Below are 14,282 nucleotides of genomic sequence, written 5' to 3'. Positions count from 1 at the left end.
TAAATTACCTCGAAGCCTACAGGCTCCGCTATAAAGCAATTCAGGGGCGGGGGCAAAGTGATGAAGAGATCTCCATTTCTCAGTGATGTAGTGCGGTTTATAGCTAGCGGGGGAACTCAGCCAACGCACTATCAATACTTACCTGTATTGAATTGAATATTTCATAGTCTTTTGCCGCATGCAACAAACGGGCAAAAGCTTTACTCAATAGGCGAGGCCCATTTTTTACCAGGCCGGTATTCATTAATAAACGAGACTGGGAAGAAGCTAGTGAGCCTCGTCCCAGCTGTCGCCGACGCCCACATCCACCTCCAGCGGCACGGCCAGATCGGCGGCGCCTGACATCAGTTTGACCAGCTCGGCTTTTAGCTCGTCAACTTGATCTTCTTTCACCTCCAGCACCAATTCATCGTGGACTTGCATAATCAGCAGGGCGTCAAGTTTGGACTTCTGCAAAAAGGCGTCCACAGTAATCATGGCCCGCTTGATAATGTCAGCGGCGCTGCCCTGCATGGGCGCGTTGATGGCGGTGCGCTCGGCGGCCTGGCGGCGCTGGCCGTTGCGGGCATTGATCTCCGGCAGGTGCAGGCGGCGGCCGAACAAGGTCTCAACATAGCCCTTGTCGGCAGCCAGTTTGCGGGTGTCGTCCATGTAGCGCAGCACGCCGGGGTAGCGCTCAAAGTAGAGATCGATATAGCTCTGGGCTTCGTTGCGGCCGATATGGAGCTGGCGCCCCAAACCAAAGGCGGACATGCCGTAGATCAGGCCAAAGTTAATGGCCTTGGCATTGCGACGCTGCTCGTCGCTAACGTCTTCTTTGGCCACACCAAACACCTCTGCGGCGGTGGCCCGGTGAATATCCTCGCCCCGCTCAAATGCCTTGATCAGCCCCTCGTCACCGGACAGGTGGGCCATAATCCGCAGCTCGATCTGGGAGTAGTCGGCGGCGACAATCTTGTAGCCCTTCTCGGCAATAAAGGCCTTGCGGATGCGACGGCCCTCCGGGGTGCGAATGGGGATGTTTTGCAGGTTGGGGTCTGAGGAGGACAAACGCCCGGTGGCCGCCACCGCCTGGTGGTAGGAGGTGTGAATACGGCCGGTGTTGGGGTCGATCAGTTCCGGCAGTTTATCGGTATAGGTGGACTTGAGCTTGGCCAGGCTGCGGTAATCCAGAATCACCTTGGGCAGGGGATAGTCGTTGGCCAGCTCCACCAGCACTTCCTCGGCGGTGGAGGGCGCGCCCTTGGGGGTCTTCTTGATTACCGGGATTTCCAGTTTGGTGAACAGAATCTCGCCCAACTGCTTGGGCGAGGAGAGGTTAAAGGGCCCGCCGGCCAGTTCGTGGGCCTTTTTCTCCAGCTCATCGATTTTAACCGCCAGCTCCTGACTCTGCTTGGCCAGCATGTCGCGGCTGACCAGGGCGCCGTTGCGCTCGATGCGGCTCAGTACCGGCACCAGTGGCAACTCGATCTCCCGATAGACCGATACCAGGCTGTCGTGCTGGGCCAGCTTGGGGGACAGCTCCCGGTGCAGGCGCAGGGTAATGTCGGCGTCTTCGGCGGCGTAGGGGCCGGCCTGGTCCAGGGCAATCTGGTTAAAGGTGAGCTGTTTGGCGCCTTTGCCGGCGATGTCTTCGTAGTGGATGGTGGAGTGACCCAGGTATTTCAGGGCCAGGCTGTCCATGTCGTGGCGGCTGGCGGTGGAGTCCAGCACATAGGACTCCAGCATGGTGTCTTCGGCAATGCCCCGCAGTGCAATGTCGTGGTTGGCCAGCACATTGGCGTCGTACTTGAGGTTTTGGCCCAGCTTGGCGACGTTGGGGTCTTCCAACAGAGGTTTCAGCGCGCCCAGCACCGCGTCTTCACTGAGCTGGCCTGGGGCATCCAGGTAGTCGTGACCAAAGGGCACATAGGCGGCCTCACCGGGCTCCACCGCGAAGGACACGCCCACCACCCGGGCCTGCATATAGTTGAGGCTGGTGGTCTCGGTATCAAAGGCAAACAGCTCGGCGCTGCGGAGCTTTTTCATCCAGGCGTCGAAGTCGGCCTGCTCGGTCACCACTTGATAGTTGGCCTCAACCTCGGCGGGGCTATCGGCGTCAGCCTCGTTGCTTTCCCCACTGCCACCGCGATTTAGCTCGTCTACCCAGGTTTTAAATTCCAGTTCTTTATAGAGGGTAAGTAGGCGCTCACTGTCTTGTTCACCCGGTTGTAGTGCCGCCAGATCCAGCTCTAAATCCACGTCGCACTTGATGGTGGCCAACTGGTAGGACAGCTCGGCCTGCTCTTTGGCGGCCTCCAGTTTTTTGCCCAGGCTTTTGGCGCCGCGGACCTCCAGCTCGGCGACCTTGTCCAGGTTAGCGTAAATGTCTTTGATGCTGCCGATGCCCTGGAGCAGCGCCAGAGCGGTTTTTTCACCGACGCCGGGCACGCCGGGGATGTTGTCGACCTTGTCTCCCATCAGCGCCAGAAAATCGATAATCAACTCGGGGGGAATGCCGAACTTGTCTTTGACGCCGGCCTCGTCCATCACCGTGTCGGTCATGGTGTTGACCAGGGTCACGTGGCTATTGACCAGCTGAGCCATGTCCTTATCGCCGGTGGAGACGATGACCGGGCGATCTTTCTCGGCCTGGGCGGCGAGGGTGCCGATGACGTCATCGGCCTCCACGCCGTCAATCACCAACCGGGGCAGGCCCATGGCGTCGATGATGTCGTGGATGGGCTGCACTTGGCTGCGCAGCTCATCCGGCATAGGCGGGCGATGGGCCTTGTAGTCTTCAAACAGCTCATCCCGAAAGGTTTTGCCCTTGGCGTCAAAGACCACGGCGATGGGGCTGTCGGGGTAATCCTTGTGCAGGCGCTTGATCATGCTGATGACGCCCTTAATAGCGCCGGTGGGCTGACCGGAGGAGGTGGTCAGAGCGGGCAGGGCGTGGAAAGCGCGGTAGAGGTAGGAGGAGCCGTCTACCAGAACCAGGGGAAGCGCAGCCATCGGGTCAATCACCTTATTTCGTCGCCAAAGCAGAAGCTGGCGAGTTTAGCACGACCGCAGCGAAGGGTTACTGCCACTCACCCCGGGCAAAAGTGTTACCTAGCGAGCCCAAAGTGTTACCTTCATGTACAAAAATTAATCTAAAGCTGGCTAAATTACCAACATTTAACCCTTTTACTGAATCTGTTTGTGTTACCGTACGTAACACAAGGTAGCAAAAGCGCCTTGTTCGGGCATAACGCCCACGTAAGAGGAGAAGTAACGATGAAAACTTTCACCAGCGCAATCGCACTTTTGGTTGCCAGTACCGTGGCGACTGCTGCCGAGCCCCAAGCCGGTACCAAGTCGCTGGTGGTGGCCTACAACGAAGCCAGCCGTGTCGAGATGAGCACAGCCAGTGAGCCGGTTTACGTGTCGGAAGCAAAGACAGATCGAGTTCTGGCCAAGACCCTGGATGTGGTTTCTGCCAGCTTGAGTGTTGAGCTCGACAACAGCAATCAGTTTAAGATCGCTGAAGAGACTCGCTAAGCGGCTTCGCGGGATGCCGAGCGCCGAGGTTTAGCGATCGGCCCCAAACTTGCCAAGCCAAAGTGTTACCCGGAGGTCGCAGCGCGACTTCCGGGCAAAGAACTACGTCCCAAGCCGCCAATCCAGGTGGGCATCATCGCCCGGGTTTCACGGGTGCCAACGCAGTTGAGGAAGGCATCGCCAATTGCGCGATACAGGGCCATAAAGCCTTGGTCGGCTTGCACCTTTATGCCCATGGGGTCCAGCTCCACCATGGGTGTCTCTACCCCGTCCATTAGCGCACCCAGCACCGACTGGGGGAATTGCGGCTCGCTGAACACACACACAAACTCCCCAGCCTGCAAGCGCTGGCGCAACTCGGTCATATGTCGCGTTCCGGGGAGACGCCCCTCGTCTTTCATCACTGCCTCGCCCGAGGTCAGGTTATAGCGGGCCTCAAACAGTCCGTAGCCGTCGTGCACAAACAGGTAGGGCTTTTCGTCGCAGCGGTTCAATAAATCACCCAGGGCCTTATCGTACTGGCGTAGCTCGGAGCTGAACCGAGCGGCATTGGAATGGAAATAAGCACTGCGGGTAGGCTGGCGATCGGACAGCATTCGCGCCACTTTACGGGCCATCTTCTGTACCGCTTCCGCCTCCAGCCATTGGTGGGGGTCGTCGCCCTGATCCAACTTGGGATAGAGCGCCTGGGCCTGGGGCGCCTTGCGCAATGCCTTTTTAAGATAGTGCTCCAGCGCGGGCCCCATCCAGATTACCAGATCGGCATCGTCGACCCGCTGCAGGTCTGAGGGGCGCAATTGAAAGTCGTGGGCAGATTGCGTCGGCTCGATCAGCAGGTCGACATCGACGGCCTCGCCGCCAATTTCCTGCACCAGCAGTTGCAGCGGCTTAATGGTGGCCAACACGTTCAGAGACTGCGCCCGGACCGGACTACTGGCGATACACACCCAAACCACAACCAGCAGAAACGCTCTCAACACTTCATCCCCATGACCTTTTCGACCTTGTATTAATCCTGTCCGCCTTCTACATCAAGCAGAAATGCAATATTATAACATTCTAGAAATTGGAGGCGGCTATGCACCTCGCCCACGCTCACCACGATCATCAGTCCTGCATCGAGCAAGCACTGCAACAGGCATCCACCCTTTGCCAACAGCGACAACTGCGTCTGACCGCCATCCGCCGGGAGGTACTGACCGCAGTGTGGTCCAGCCACCGACCTGTGGGAGCTTATACTATTCTTGAGCAACTCACCACGCACCGTGATAGGGCACCGGCACCACCGACCGTGTACCGGGCGCTGGACTTCCTGCTAGAGAACGGCCTGATACACCGCATTGCCTCGCTGAACGCCTTTGTCGGCTGTTCCACTCCGGGGGATCACCACAGCGGCCAGTTTTTTATCTGCCAACACTGTGGCGTAGCTGCCGAGCTCAGCAGCCCGGCGGTGGATGCCGCCATTGCCGACGCCGCCCGTCAGCAGCACTTTGCGCCCCACAGCCAGTGCGTGGAAATCGTCGGTTGCTGCCGGCGCTGCGGAGACCAGGACAATGACTGAGTTGCTCAGGCTGGAAGGGGTATCTTTGGCTCGGGGCGGCCACGCCCTGCTGGACAATATCCACCTGCAACTGGAAGCCCGGCAGATTCTTACCGTAATCGGCCCCAATGGCGCCGGCAAAAGCACCCTGATCAAAGTGGCCCTGGGTTTACTCCCGCCCGACACCGGCAAGGTGACCCGCAAGCCCCGTCTGCGAGTGGGCTATATGCCCCAGCGGCTACACCTAAACCCGCTGATGCCGCTGACGGTGGAACGCTTTCTGCGCATGGGCCACCACCGCCGACTGCCGATAAAACGCGCCCTGGCCCAGGCCGGTATCGCCCATCTGGCCCAACGCCCCATGCAGTCCATTTCCGGCGGCGAAACCCAGCGGGTATTGTTAGCCCGGGCACTGCTGAGCCAACCCGACTTGCTGGTACTGGACGAGCCCGCCCAGGGGGTGGACTTAAACGGCCAGACCGAACTCTACGAATTGATCAGCGCACTGCGAGATGAGCTGAACTGCGCGGTATTGATGGTCTCCCACGATCTGCATTTGGTGATGGCCCAGACCGATACAGTGATTTGCCTCAATCAGCATGTGTGCTGCCACGGCCACCCCGAGCAGGTCAGCAACGATCCGGAGTACCTGGCACTGTTCGGCCGCCGCCACGCCGAGGCAATCGCCCTCTATCAGCACGATCACGACCACCATCACGATATTCACGGCGATATCGTCGAAGAGCACGGCAAAGGCGGCTGCAATCATGGTTGATATTCTGTTGTATGCGCTACTGGCCGGCTCGCTGTTGGCCGCCGCCACCGGCCCCTTAGGCAGCCTGCTAACCTGGCAGCGCATGGCCTACTACGGCGACACCCTGGCCCATTCCGCACTGCTCGGAGCAGCACTGGGGCTGGCGCTGCACACCGATGTAGAGTGGTCGGTACTGGTAGTCTGCGCCGGAGTTGCCAGCCTGTTGTTCGCCTTGCAATACCGCAGCGCCGCCAGCCTGGACAGCTTACTGGGCATTCTCTCCCACACCGGCCTGGCATTGGGCTTGGTGTGCCTGTCCTTCTTGCGGGGCGCACGCTTTGATCTCAACGCGTTTTTATTCGGTGATTTATTGTCGGTAACGCCGGGAGATTTAGTGCGACTGGCCATCATAGTGGCGGTGGTACTGGCCGTGTTAGTGCGGCTGTGGCCGGCGCTGGTGTCCATTACCGCCCACGCTGATCTGGCAGCCGTCGAGGGTATACCTGTGCAGCGGCTGCGTTTGATCTTTATGCTGCTGCTGGCCGCCACGGTGGCCATTGCTATGAAAGTGGTAGGGGTACTGCTGGTAACCGCAATGCTGATTATTCCCGCCACCACCGCCGGGCGGCTGGCCCGCAGCCCGGAGCAATGCGCCGCGCTGGCAACGGGGCTGGGACTACTGTCTGTGGTATTGGGTCTGGCGGGAAGCTGGTACTGGGACAGCCCCGGCGGCCCCAGCATTGTGCTGGCGGCAGCCAGTCTGTTTGCACTGAGCCTGCTGGCGCCGGGGCGCCGGGCGTCAATCTAGCGCTCTAATCGAAGTATTCGCGAATCGCCAAGTAGGTGCGCTTGAGCTTGGTGATTTCCAGCGGCGCCTTAAAGAAGCCCACTGAATGCCCCTTGGGATTTACCAGCGCCACGTTGGCACTGTGGTCCACCAGGTAGTCATCGCCGCCGCCGGGCACCTTGGCAAAGGGAATATTCAAGGCCGTGGCAAAGCGGTGCATCTCTAAGAATTCGCCAGTCATGCCCCGAAACGAGGGGTGAAAAAACTCCAGATAGCTGTGCAGCTGCTTGGGGGTATCTCGGGCCGGATCGACACTGGCCAGCCAGACTTGGGTATCTTTCTGCACCTCGGGATCCAGCTCGGAATAGAAGGTTTTTAACTGCGCCAGAGTGGTGGGGCAGATATCGGGGCAGTAGGTAAAGCCAAAGAAAATCAGATTCCACTGGCCCTGCAAGTTGGTGGGGTCGAGGGCCTTGCCATTATCGTCAATCAGCTCGAAGTTGGGCAGCATGCGGGGGTTTTCGTAGAGGTAGGCGCCTTGCTGGCGCAGCTCGTCGGTGGTCATCACCCGGGCCCGGGTAAAGGCGTAAAAGAAGCCCGCCACCAGAATCGTCGCCACCACCAAAATTGCTGTTACCGTGAGACGAATGCCCCGGCGACGCTGCGCCGCAACGCCGGATTGGCTGACGTCTGTTTGGCCTTCGTCCGTTTGGCTGTGCTCTCTTTGGCCTTCCTGGGTCATCGCTGAACCTCATAAATCAGGGTGGCTGGAAACAAATAGTGATCCAGCAACATCACAATAAACAGCGCCATCAAATAAATAATCGAGTACTTAAAGGTCGACATTGGCGCCTTGGGATCCTTGCCCCGCATCATCGCCACCGCCCAATAAATAAAGCCAGCACCCAGGCACACGGCGCCCAACAGATAGAGGGGGCCACTCATGCCGGTGGCAAAGGGCAGCAGGGTGACCACAAACAGCAAAATGGTATAGAGCAGGGTTTGCAGTTTAGTGTAGGCAATGCCGTGGGTCACCGGCATCATCGGGATATCCACCTTGGCGTAGTCATCCCGGCGGTGAATCGCCAAAGCCCAGAAATGCGGCGGCGTCCACACAAAGATAATCAACACCAACAGCAGGGCGTGGCCGTGGATCTCGCCGGTCACCGCCGTCCAGCCCAGCAGTGGTGGCGCCGCGCCGGCAATGCCACCGATTACGATATTCTGGGGCGTGGCGCGCTTGAGATAGAGGGTATAGACCACGGCGTAGCCCAGCAGTGAAGCCAGGGTAAGCCAGGCGGTGAGAGCGTTGATTTCGATCAGCAGAATCGCCATGCCGATAGCGCCCAGCGCCGCAGCAAACAGCGAGGCGTGCAGAGTCTTCACCCGTCCTTGCGCTACCGGGCGGTTGTGGGTACGGGCCATCACCAGGTCGATGCGGCGGTCGACCAGGTGATTGACCGCCGCCGCCGCGCCGGCACACAGGGCGATGCCGAGGTTTCCCAGAATCAGCACCTTCCAGGGCACCATGCCCGGCACCGCCATAAACATGCCGATCACCGAGGTCAGAATCATCAGCAGCACGACATTGGGCTTGCACAGCTCGTAGTAGTCGCGCCAGCTGACGCTGCTGGCCGTTGCTTCCGTCATGTTTGTTCACCTCCGCGGGACACCGACGCGGTATAGAGAAAATAATTAATGGTCACCATTACCAACAGCAACAGTGCACCAACCAGATTGTGGGCCACCGCCACCGAGATGGGGAAGCTAAACACCACGTTGCTGATACCCAGACCGATTTGCACAATCAGCACCAGCAACAGCGCCACCGACAGCGGCTTGGCTGCGGTGGCATTCAGGCCGCGCAGCTTCACAAAAAGGAACAGCAGATACAAGGCCGTCACTATCGCCCCAACGCGGTGGCTGTAGTGAATGGCCACCCGGGCATCGTTATCCAGGGTGCCACCCAGGTAGTTGGGGCCGATGTGCTGAAAGATATTAAAGCCGTCGGCAAAATTCATCGATGGCAGCCACTCGCCCTGACAGGTGGGAAAGTCAGGACAGGCGATATCAGCATAGTTAGAGGTGGTCCAGCCACCCAGAGCAATCTGGCCGATAACAATTAGCAAACCAACCAGCGCCAAGGGTCTCAATGCCTGCAGTCGACTGATCTCAATCGTGGGCAAGGTGGCGCGCTGGTTGTTTAATCTCAGGGTCAACAGCCACAACATGCTTAGGGTCGTGAACCCTCCCAATAAGTGGGCGGTCACGACCTGGGGCCACAACTTGAGGGTAACGGTCCACATGCCGAACATGCCCTGCAAGATGATAAAGCCCAGAATAAAGGCCGGCAGCTTTAATGGCAGGCCGGGGCCGCGGTTGCGCCAGGCCATGGCGAGGATGGCGATAGTGAACAGCCCCAAGCTGGCGGCGAGATAGCGGTGTACCATCTCCGGCCAGGTTTTGTCGTGCTCCACCGGCATGTGGGGATAGGCGGCATTGGCCCGCTCCACCTCGTGATCTTCGCTGGGCCACAGTGCATGGCCGTAACAACCCGGCCAGTCAGGGCAGCCCAAACCGGCGTCGGCCAAACGGGTAAAGACGCCCATGCCCAATACAATAATGGCCGCCAGACAGGCGAGAAACGCCAGCTTAAATCCAGGACGACGCGATTCAGGACGATTAAACAGACCCATGTTTTTCTGCTCTCTTTTCAACGGCGCGCCGCGTCGGCCTCTCGTTAACGCAGCGCGCGAATAATCAGCGCACCAGGCGCTTCATATCTTTCAAAATATCCTTACCCAACGCATTCAGGGCATCCTGATCGGTGTTCCCGGCCCGGTAGCGCATCATTACCCAACCCAGTGGGTCGACCACATAGAAGGTTTGCTTATCCAGTGGATTGACCTTGAGGTGGGCAAAGGCCTCGGCAAATTCGGCGCCGTCGACATTCACAATGGTCAGGTCGCTGTGCTCGGCCTCAATAAAGTCCCGCAGTGGCGCCGACACCGGACCTTCGGTGGCCAGGTAGAGCCGCTCCACCTGCCGCACTTTTTTGCCCAATGCGGTGTGGGTCTGGCGAGTCAGGTAGAGCATACGCTCGCAGGCGCCGGTGCAATCCCGGCCACCCACCACCATAAACACCCACTTGGATTCCGGTTGGTTAAACAGGAACTCGCCGCCATCCAAGCGCCGAGGCTGAAGGTCGCCCAGCTGCACAGGCGGCTGAATCAGGGTGCCGTGATTGACGGTACCCAAGTTGATCACGCCATTGCGGGCCAGGAAAAATATCAGGCTGGAGAACAGCACCACAACAACGGGAATCCCAAGGATTAGCGCAACCTGGGTCTTGCTGTTACTACTGGAAGAGGGGGTACTCATATCGGTCTCGTTAATTGACTTTCCGGCGCCGTATTAGGGCGGCAAGATTACTGTTTCTGAGCAAAAATATCACCAGTAAGGCGGCACTCATGGCAAACCACTGTAGTGCATAACCGCGATGCTTCTGGGGTGACACGTTGACGCTCACTGGTTTTGTACGGAAGGCCGCGGGGCTGGATTCTGAGAGCATCACCATGGTCGGGACAAGATTCTCGACGGCGCCTTGGGCATCGGCGACTTGCAGCCACTGAACCCTGCGGGGCCAGCCGGAGTCACTGGCCGCGACGTCACCCAGCGAAAAAGGCTTATCGGGGCTGACATAGATTTCGCCCTGCACTGTCATCTCGCCTTGAGGTATTGCCACCTCGGGCATCACCTCCCGGTTGCGGCTGCCGGGAATCCAGCCTCGATGTACCAGCAAGTTCTGGCCATCGCTCAATGTAAAAACAGCAACGACCTCGTAGCCAAACAGGCCGTTAACAATGCGGTTGTCCAGCAGCCAGTAGCGCTCGGGATCAAACTGCCCGGTAACGGTCACCGGTTGATAGTTATCGTAGCTGGGCAAGGTCGACAGCGGCACCGGCTCGCTTTGGCGGCGGCTCTCGGCGGCGTCCACCATCTGCGCTTTTTCCTCGGCCCGGGCCAACTGCCAAAAACCCAGGCCCACCAATACCGGCAGCATCAGCGCAGTCACCAGCGCCGATTTCCAATCCAGATGCCATTGCCAGCCGTAGTGTTCAGCCATGCCGGGATACCGATTGTGTATACTGCGGCAATTCGACACGCAGCGAGGCGCTTATGTGGTTAAAAGTCGTCATCATGGTTCTATTCGTCGCCCTGGTGATCAGTCTGTTCAGCGGTCTGGTTTTCTTGATTAAGGACAAGGGCACCACCATGCGAACCTGGCAGTCATTGAGTGTGCGGCTGACGCTGGCAACACTGCTGATGGCATTTCTGATCTACGGCTTGTACACCGGAAAGCTGGGCTCAAAGGCACCGTGGGATGAACGCTATTTGGAGTCGGGCGAAGCAGAGCTAATCACGGTAGAGCAGGAGTAGATACAAAACGGGCCGGTCGCGCTTGCGCACTGCACCGGCCCATCGAGTTTATCGCCTGACGGCCTACAAGATGTAGACGAACAGGAACAGGAATACCCACACCACGTCAACAAAGTGCCAGTACCAGGAAGACGCTTCAAAACCGAACTGATCCTCGGCAGAGAAGTGACCCTTGGTCGTTGAACGCAGCAGCTGTACCAACAGCATGAAGGTCCCCATCAGTACGTGGAAGCCGTGGAAGCCGGTCAACATAAAGAAGGTGGTACCGTACACACCACTGTTCAGTTTGATGCCGTATTCAACCAGCGCCTCGTGGTACTCCATGTACTGTAAGCACAGGAAGATAATGCCCAGCGCTACTGTAATGCCCAACCAGAGGTTAAAGGTTTTGCGGTCGTTCTTTTTCAGACCGACGTGAGCAATGTGGCAGGTAAAGCTCGATGCCAACAGAATCACAGTGTTATACAGCGGCAACCAGTGACCGATGTTGGCAAAGCCCGGGAAAGACAAGTGCTTCTCGGCACCGGTAAATTCACCGTTGTTAGCCAGGTGGCCAGCGGCAGCCTGACCTTTCACACCACCGACAGCGTCCTGCGGCGTTTCCATCAGCGGCCAGCTGTATTCAAAGCCCGGCCACAGCAGGCTGTTCATCGCACCGTCGCCTTCACCGGCCAACCAGGGGCCCGCCAGATTGCGGACATAGAACAGCGCACCGAAGAAGGCAGCAAAGAACATGACTTCTGAGAAGATAAACCACTGCATGCCGATCACGTAGGAGTGTTTCAGCTGGGCACTGTTCATGCCGGCGCGGTTTTCTTTAATGGTGGTTTGGAACCAGCGGAACAACGTTGCCGCAAAGTAAATCAAACCGATAGCCAGAATGAAGCCTGAATTGGTGTCTTCGCCCGGGCGATATGAGGCATCGTTAATGACGCTGGATAAACCGTATACCGTGAGCGATAAACCAATTGTGGCATTGATTGCCAGGCTGCTGCTCTCCGGCACGTAATAGGTTTCGTGCCCGGCTTTGCTTGTACCCGCCATGTAATTGTCTCCGTTTTCTCGTCTGAGAGAAACTTCTCTAGCTTAGTTGGATGCGGCTACAGAATCCTGTTCTGCCGCCATCTCAGTCACATCAAATATGGTGTAGGACAAAGTGATTACCGGGATGTCCTTGGGCAAATCCCGATCGACAATGAAACGCAGCGGCATATCGGCTGCCTTGCCTGCTTCCAGCGGTTGCTGGTTAAAGCAGAAGCACTCCGTTTTATGGAAGTACTCCGCCGCCCGGGACGGCACAATGCTGGGAATCGATTGGGACACCATAAAGTGATCTTCTGTGTTTTTAGCATAGAAGGTCACGGTTGCCGGCTCGCCGGGGTGCACCTCAATCTGGTTGGTATTGGGCCCAAATTCCCAGGGCATCATTTCATTGTTCTGCGCCACAAACTGCACTTTGACTGTGCGGCTGGTATCAACGGCACTTTCTACCACGGTGTACTGACCACCGGTTTTGCCGTTGATGCCCAGTACTTCGCACAACGCGTTGTACAGTGGTGGCATCACCCACATGGCAAAGGCAAACATCGCAACAACCAGCACGCCTAATTTGCCCGCGGTTTTTACTGTACGTTTGTTTGCCTCTGTTGCCATGACGATCCTCTTTTAAATCAACGTTACCCTTACTTCACTTCCGGAGGAGTGGTGAAGGTGTGATAGGGCGCCGGAGTCGGAACAGTCCACTCCAGAGTCGTTGCGCCTTCCCAAACTTTGTCCTCGTGTACCGGCTTACCGTGAGTAATGGTGCGCACGATGTTGAACAAGAACAACAGCTGGCTGGTGCCGTAAATGAAGGCGCCGATTGATGACATCATGTTGAAGTCAGCAAAGGCCAGGTTGTAGTCGGGGATACGACGAGGCATACCTGCCAGACCCACGAAATGCTGCGGGAAGAAGGTCAGGTTAAAGCCGATAAAGGATACCCAGAAGTGCACCTTACCCATGGTCTCGTTGTACATCTTACCGGTCCACTTGGGAATCCAGTAGTACACCGCCGCAGACAGGGCGAAGATCGCACCGGCCACCATAGTGTAGTGGAAGTGAGCAACCACAAAGTAGCTGTCGTGGTACTGGAAGTCAGCCGGCGCAATCGCCAGCATCACACCAGAGAAACCACCCACGGTGAACAGGAAGACCTTGGCGATGGCGAACAGCATCGGCGTTTCAAGAGTAATAGAGCCCTTGAACATGGTGGTGATCCAGTTGAACACTTTTGCTGCTGTCGGTACCGCGATCAGCATGGTGGCGTACATGAAGAACAGCTCACCGGCGATCGGCAGGCCCACGGTATACATGTGGTGAGCCCAAACGATGAAGGACAGGAAGGCGATGGACGCCGTGGCGTAAACCATGGAGTCGTAGCCAAACAGCGGCTTGCGAGAGAAGGTCGGAATAACCTCAGACACCACACCGAAGGCCGGCAGGATGATGATGTATACCTCGGGGTGACCAAAGAACCAGAACACGTGCTGGAACAGAACCGGGTCACCGCCACCAGCAGCGCTAAAGAAGCTGGTGCCGAAGTGAATATCCATCAGCATCATGGTGACCGCACCGGCCAGTACTGGCATAACCGCAACCAGCAAGAAGGCAGTGATCAACCAGGTCCATACGAACATCGGCATTTTCATGTAGGTCATGCCGGGCGCGCGCATGTTCACTACTGTGGCGATGATGTTGATGGAACCCATGATGGAGGAGATACCCGCCGCGTGGATACAGAAGATAAACAGCGTCACGCTGGGCGGCGCGTAGGTGGTGGACAGCGGCGCATAGAAGGTCCAACCGAAGTTGGGGCCGCCGCCTTCCCAAAGCAGGGTAGATGCCAGCAACAGGAAGGTTGGTGGCAAAATCCAGAACGACCAGTTGTTCATCCGCGGCAGGGCCATATCCGGCGCCCCGATCATCATCGGAATCATCCAGTTAGCCAGGCCGACGAAGGCCGGCATGATGGCACCAAATACCATCACCAGACCGTGCATGGTGGTCATCTGGTTGAAGAATTCCGGCTGCACAATTTGCAGACCGGGCTGGAACAGCTCCGCGCGGATGATCATGGCGAAGGAGCCGCCCAACAAGAACATCGCGAAACTGAACCACAGATACATCGTACCGATGTCTTTGTGGTTGGTGGTAAACAACCACCGAGTTAAACCCTTGGCAGGTCCGTGGGCACCCAT

General features: G+C 57.7%; 15 protein-coding genes. 5 read left to right on the top strand and 10 right to left on the bottom strand.

Going from position 1 to position 14,282, the window contains the following annotated elements; all coding sequences use genetic code 11:
• Positions 1 to 267: 267 nt before the first annotated feature.
• Positions 268 to 2,994 (bottom strand): DNA polymerase I, encoded by a 2,727-nt coding sequence (gene polA / locus I6N98_RS00320; RefSeq protein WP_198569856.1) that lies wholly within the window; start codon positions 2,992 to 2,994, stop codon positions 268 to 270.
• 264 nt (positions 2,995 to 3,258) lie between these two features.
• Between polA and I6N98_RS00315 the strand changes: the two genes are divergently transcribed.
• Positions 3,259 to 3,522 carry a hypothetical protein gene (locus tag I6N98_RS00315; protein WP_198569855.1) on the top strand — a complete coding sequence of 88 codons (264 nt, stop codon included), beginning with the start codon at positions 3,259 to 3,261 and terminating at the stop codon, positions 3,520 to 3,522.
• Positions 3,523 to 3,587: 65 nt separating this feature from the next.
• Here I6N98_RS00315 and I6N98_RS00310 read toward each other — a convergent pair whose 3' ends face one another.
• Entirely contained in the window at positions 3,588 to 4,502 is a 915-nt protein-coding gene (locus I6N98_RS00310) for a metal ABC transporter solute-binding protein, Zn/Mn family (RefSeq protein ID WP_198569854.1), read from the bottom strand.
• Between the two features lie 98 nt (positions 4,503 to 4,600).
• Between I6N98_RS00310 and I6N98_RS00305 the strand changes: the two genes are divergently transcribed.
• From I6N98_RS00305 to I6N98_RS00295, 3 genes are read left to right on the top strand one after another with little or no spacing between them, the layout of a single operon-like run.
• Complete coding sequence (locus I6N98_RS00305; RefSeq protein ID WP_198569853.1) at positions 4,601 to 5,083, top strand: Fur family transcriptional regulator; 483 nt, start codon at positions 4,601 to 4,603, stop codon at positions 5,081 to 5,083.
• Positions 5,076 to 5,837 carry a zinc ABC transporter ATP-binding protein ZnuC gene (gene znuC / locus I6N98_RS00300; protein WP_198569852.1) on the top strand — a complete coding sequence of 254 codons (762 nt, stop codon included), beginning with the start codon at positions 5,076 to 5,078 and terminating at the stop codon, positions 5,835 to 5,837. The genes I6N98_RS00305 and znuC overlap by 8 nt, the downstream gene beginning before the upstream one ends.
• Positions 5,830 to 6,624 (top strand): metal ABC transporter permease, encoded by a 795-nt coding sequence (locus I6N98_RS00295; protein ID WP_198569851.1) that lies wholly within the window; start codon positions 5,830 to 5,832, stop codon positions 6,622 to 6,624. Before znuC ends, I6N98_RS00295 begins: the two co-directional genes overlap by 8 nt.
• A gap of 4 nt (positions 6,625 to 6,628) precedes the next feature.
• Here the strand turns inward: I6N98_RS00295 and I6N98_RS00290 are convergent, their stop codons facing one another.
• The 5 genes from I6N98_RS00290 to I6N98_RS00270 all read right to left on the bottom strand — a co-directional run bounded on the left by I6N98_RS00290 (position 6,629) and on the right by I6N98_RS00270 (position 10,729).
• Entirely contained in the window at positions 6,629 to 7,345 is a 717-nt protein-coding gene (locus I6N98_RS00290) for an SCO family protein (RefSeq protein ID WP_198569850.1), read from the bottom strand.
• Entirely contained in the window at positions 7,342 to 8,253 is a 912-nt protein-coding gene (cyoE, locus tag I6N98_RS00285) for a heme o synthase (RefSeq protein WP_198569849.1), read from the bottom strand. Before cyoE ends, I6N98_RS00290 begins: the two co-directional genes overlap by 4 nt.
• Positions 8,250 to 9,299 (bottom strand): COX15/CtaA family protein, encoded by a 1,050-nt coding sequence (locus I6N98_RS00280; RefSeq protein WP_198569848.1) that lies wholly within the window; start codon positions 9,297 to 9,299, stop codon positions 8,250 to 8,252. Before I6N98_RS00280 ends, cyoE begins: the two co-directional genes overlap by 4 nt.
• Positions 9,300 to 9,363: 64 nt before the next feature.
• Entirely contained in the window at positions 9,364 to 9,984 is a 621-nt protein-coding gene (locus I6N98_RS00275; protein WP_198569847.1) for a hypothetical protein, read from the bottom strand.
• 10 nt (positions 9,985 to 9,994) lie between these two features.
• Positions 9,995 to 10,729, bottom strand: coding sequence for an SURF1 family protein (locus I6N98_RS00270; protein WP_198569846.1), 735 nt, complete (start codon positions 10,727 to 10,729; stop codon positions 9,995 to 9,997).
• A 53-nt stretch (positions 10,730 to 10,782) separates the two neighbouring features.
• Between I6N98_RS00270 and I6N98_RS00265 the strand changes: the two genes are divergently transcribed.
• A complete protein-coding gene (locus I6N98_RS00265) occupies positions 10,783 to 11,043 on the top strand; it encodes a DUF2909 domain-containing protein (protein ID WP_198569845.1) in 261 nt (86 codons plus the stop codon).
• Positions 11,044 to 11,106: 63 nt separating this feature from the next.
• Here I6N98_RS00265 and I6N98_RS00260 read toward each other — a convergent pair whose 3' ends face one another.
• Genes I6N98_RS00260 through ctaD form a run of 3 tightly spaced genes read right to left on the bottom strand, consistent with a single transcriptional unit; the run spans position 11,107 to position 14,282 of the window.
• On the bottom strand, positions 11,107 to 12,087 hold the full coding sequence (locus I6N98_RS00260) for a cytochrome c oxidase subunit 3 (RefSeq protein ID WP_198569844.1): 981 nt from the start codon (positions 12,085 to 12,087) through the stop codon (positions 11,107 to 11,109).
• A 42-nt stretch (positions 12,088 to 12,129) separates the two neighbouring features.
• Positions 12,130 to 12,696, bottom strand: a complete 567-nt coding sequence (locus I6N98_RS00255) for a cytochrome c oxidase assembly protein (RefSeq protein ID WP_198569843.1) — start codon at positions 12,694 to 12,696, stop codon at positions 12,130 to 12,132.
• A gap of 29 nt (positions 12,697 to 12,725) precedes the next feature.
• Entirely contained in the window at positions 12,726 to 14,282 is a 1,557-nt protein-coding gene (ctaD, locus tag I6N98_RS00250) for a cytochrome c oxidase subunit I (RefSeq protein ID WP_198569842.1), read from the bottom strand.

It is taken from the genome of Spongiibacter nanhainus, from assembly GCF_016132545.1.
Lineage (GTDB): Bacteria > Pseudomonadota > Gammaproteobacteria > Pseudomonadales > Spongiibacteraceae > Spongiibacter > Spongiibacter nanhainus.
The sequence above is the reverse complement of the archived record's forward strand: the minus strand, read 5'-3'. Positions and strand labels throughout refer to the sequence as shown.

Coding starts and splice junctions, on each gene's coding strand:
- polA (WP_198569856.1), bottom strand. CDS start 2,994: ATGGCTGCGCTTCCCCTGGTTCTGGTAGACGGCTCCTCCTACCTCTAC.
- I6N98_RS00315 (WP_198569855.1), top strand. CDS start 3,259: ATGAAAACTTTCACCAGCGCAATCGCACTTTTGGTTGCCAGTACCGTG.
- I6N98_RS00305 (WP_198569853.1), top strand. CDS start 4,601: ATGCACCTCGCCCACGCTCACCACGATCATCAGTCCTGCATCGAGCAA.
- znuC (WP_198569852.1), top strand. CDS start 5,076: ATGACTGAGTTGCTCAGGCTGGAAGGGGTATCTTTGGCTCGGGGCGGC.
- I6N98_RS00295 (WP_198569851.1), top strand. CDS start 5,830: ATGGTTGATATTCTGTTGTATGCGCTACTGGCCGGCTCGCTGTTGGCC.
- I6N98_RS00290 (WP_198569850.1), bottom strand. CDS start 7,345: ATGACCCAGGAAGGCCAAAGAGAGCACAGCCAAACGGACGAAGGCCAA.
- cyoE (WP_198569849.1), bottom strand. CDS start 8,253: ATGACGGAAGCAACGGCCAGCAGCGTCAGCTGGCGCGACTACTACGAG.
- I6N98_RS00280 (WP_198569848.1), bottom strand. CDS start 9,299: ATGGGTCTGTTTAATCGTCCTGAATCGCGTCGTCCTGGATTTAAGCTG.
- I6N98_RS00275 (WP_198569847.1), bottom strand. CDS start 9,984: ATGAGTACCCCCTCTTCCAGTAGTAACAGCAAGACCCAGGTTGCGCTA.
- I6N98_RS00270 (WP_198569846.1), bottom strand. CDS start 10,729: ATGGCTGAACACTACGGCTGGCAATGGCATCTGGATTGGAAATCGGCG.
- I6N98_RS00265 (WP_198569845.1), top strand. CDS start 10,783: ATGTGGTTAAAAGTCGTCATCATGGTTCTATTCGTCGCCCTGGTGATC.
- I6N98_RS00260 (WP_198569844.1), bottom strand. CDS start 12,087: ATGGCGGGTACAAGCAAAGCCGGGCACGAAACCTATTACGTGCCGGAG.
- I6N98_RS00255 (WP_198569843.1), bottom strand. CDS start 12,696: ATGGCAACAGAGGCAAACAAACGTACAGTAAAAACCGCGGGCAAATTA.
- ctaD (WP_198569842.1), bottom strand. CDS start 14,282: ATGGGTGCCCACGGACCTGCCAAGGGTTTAACTCGGTGGTTGTTTACC.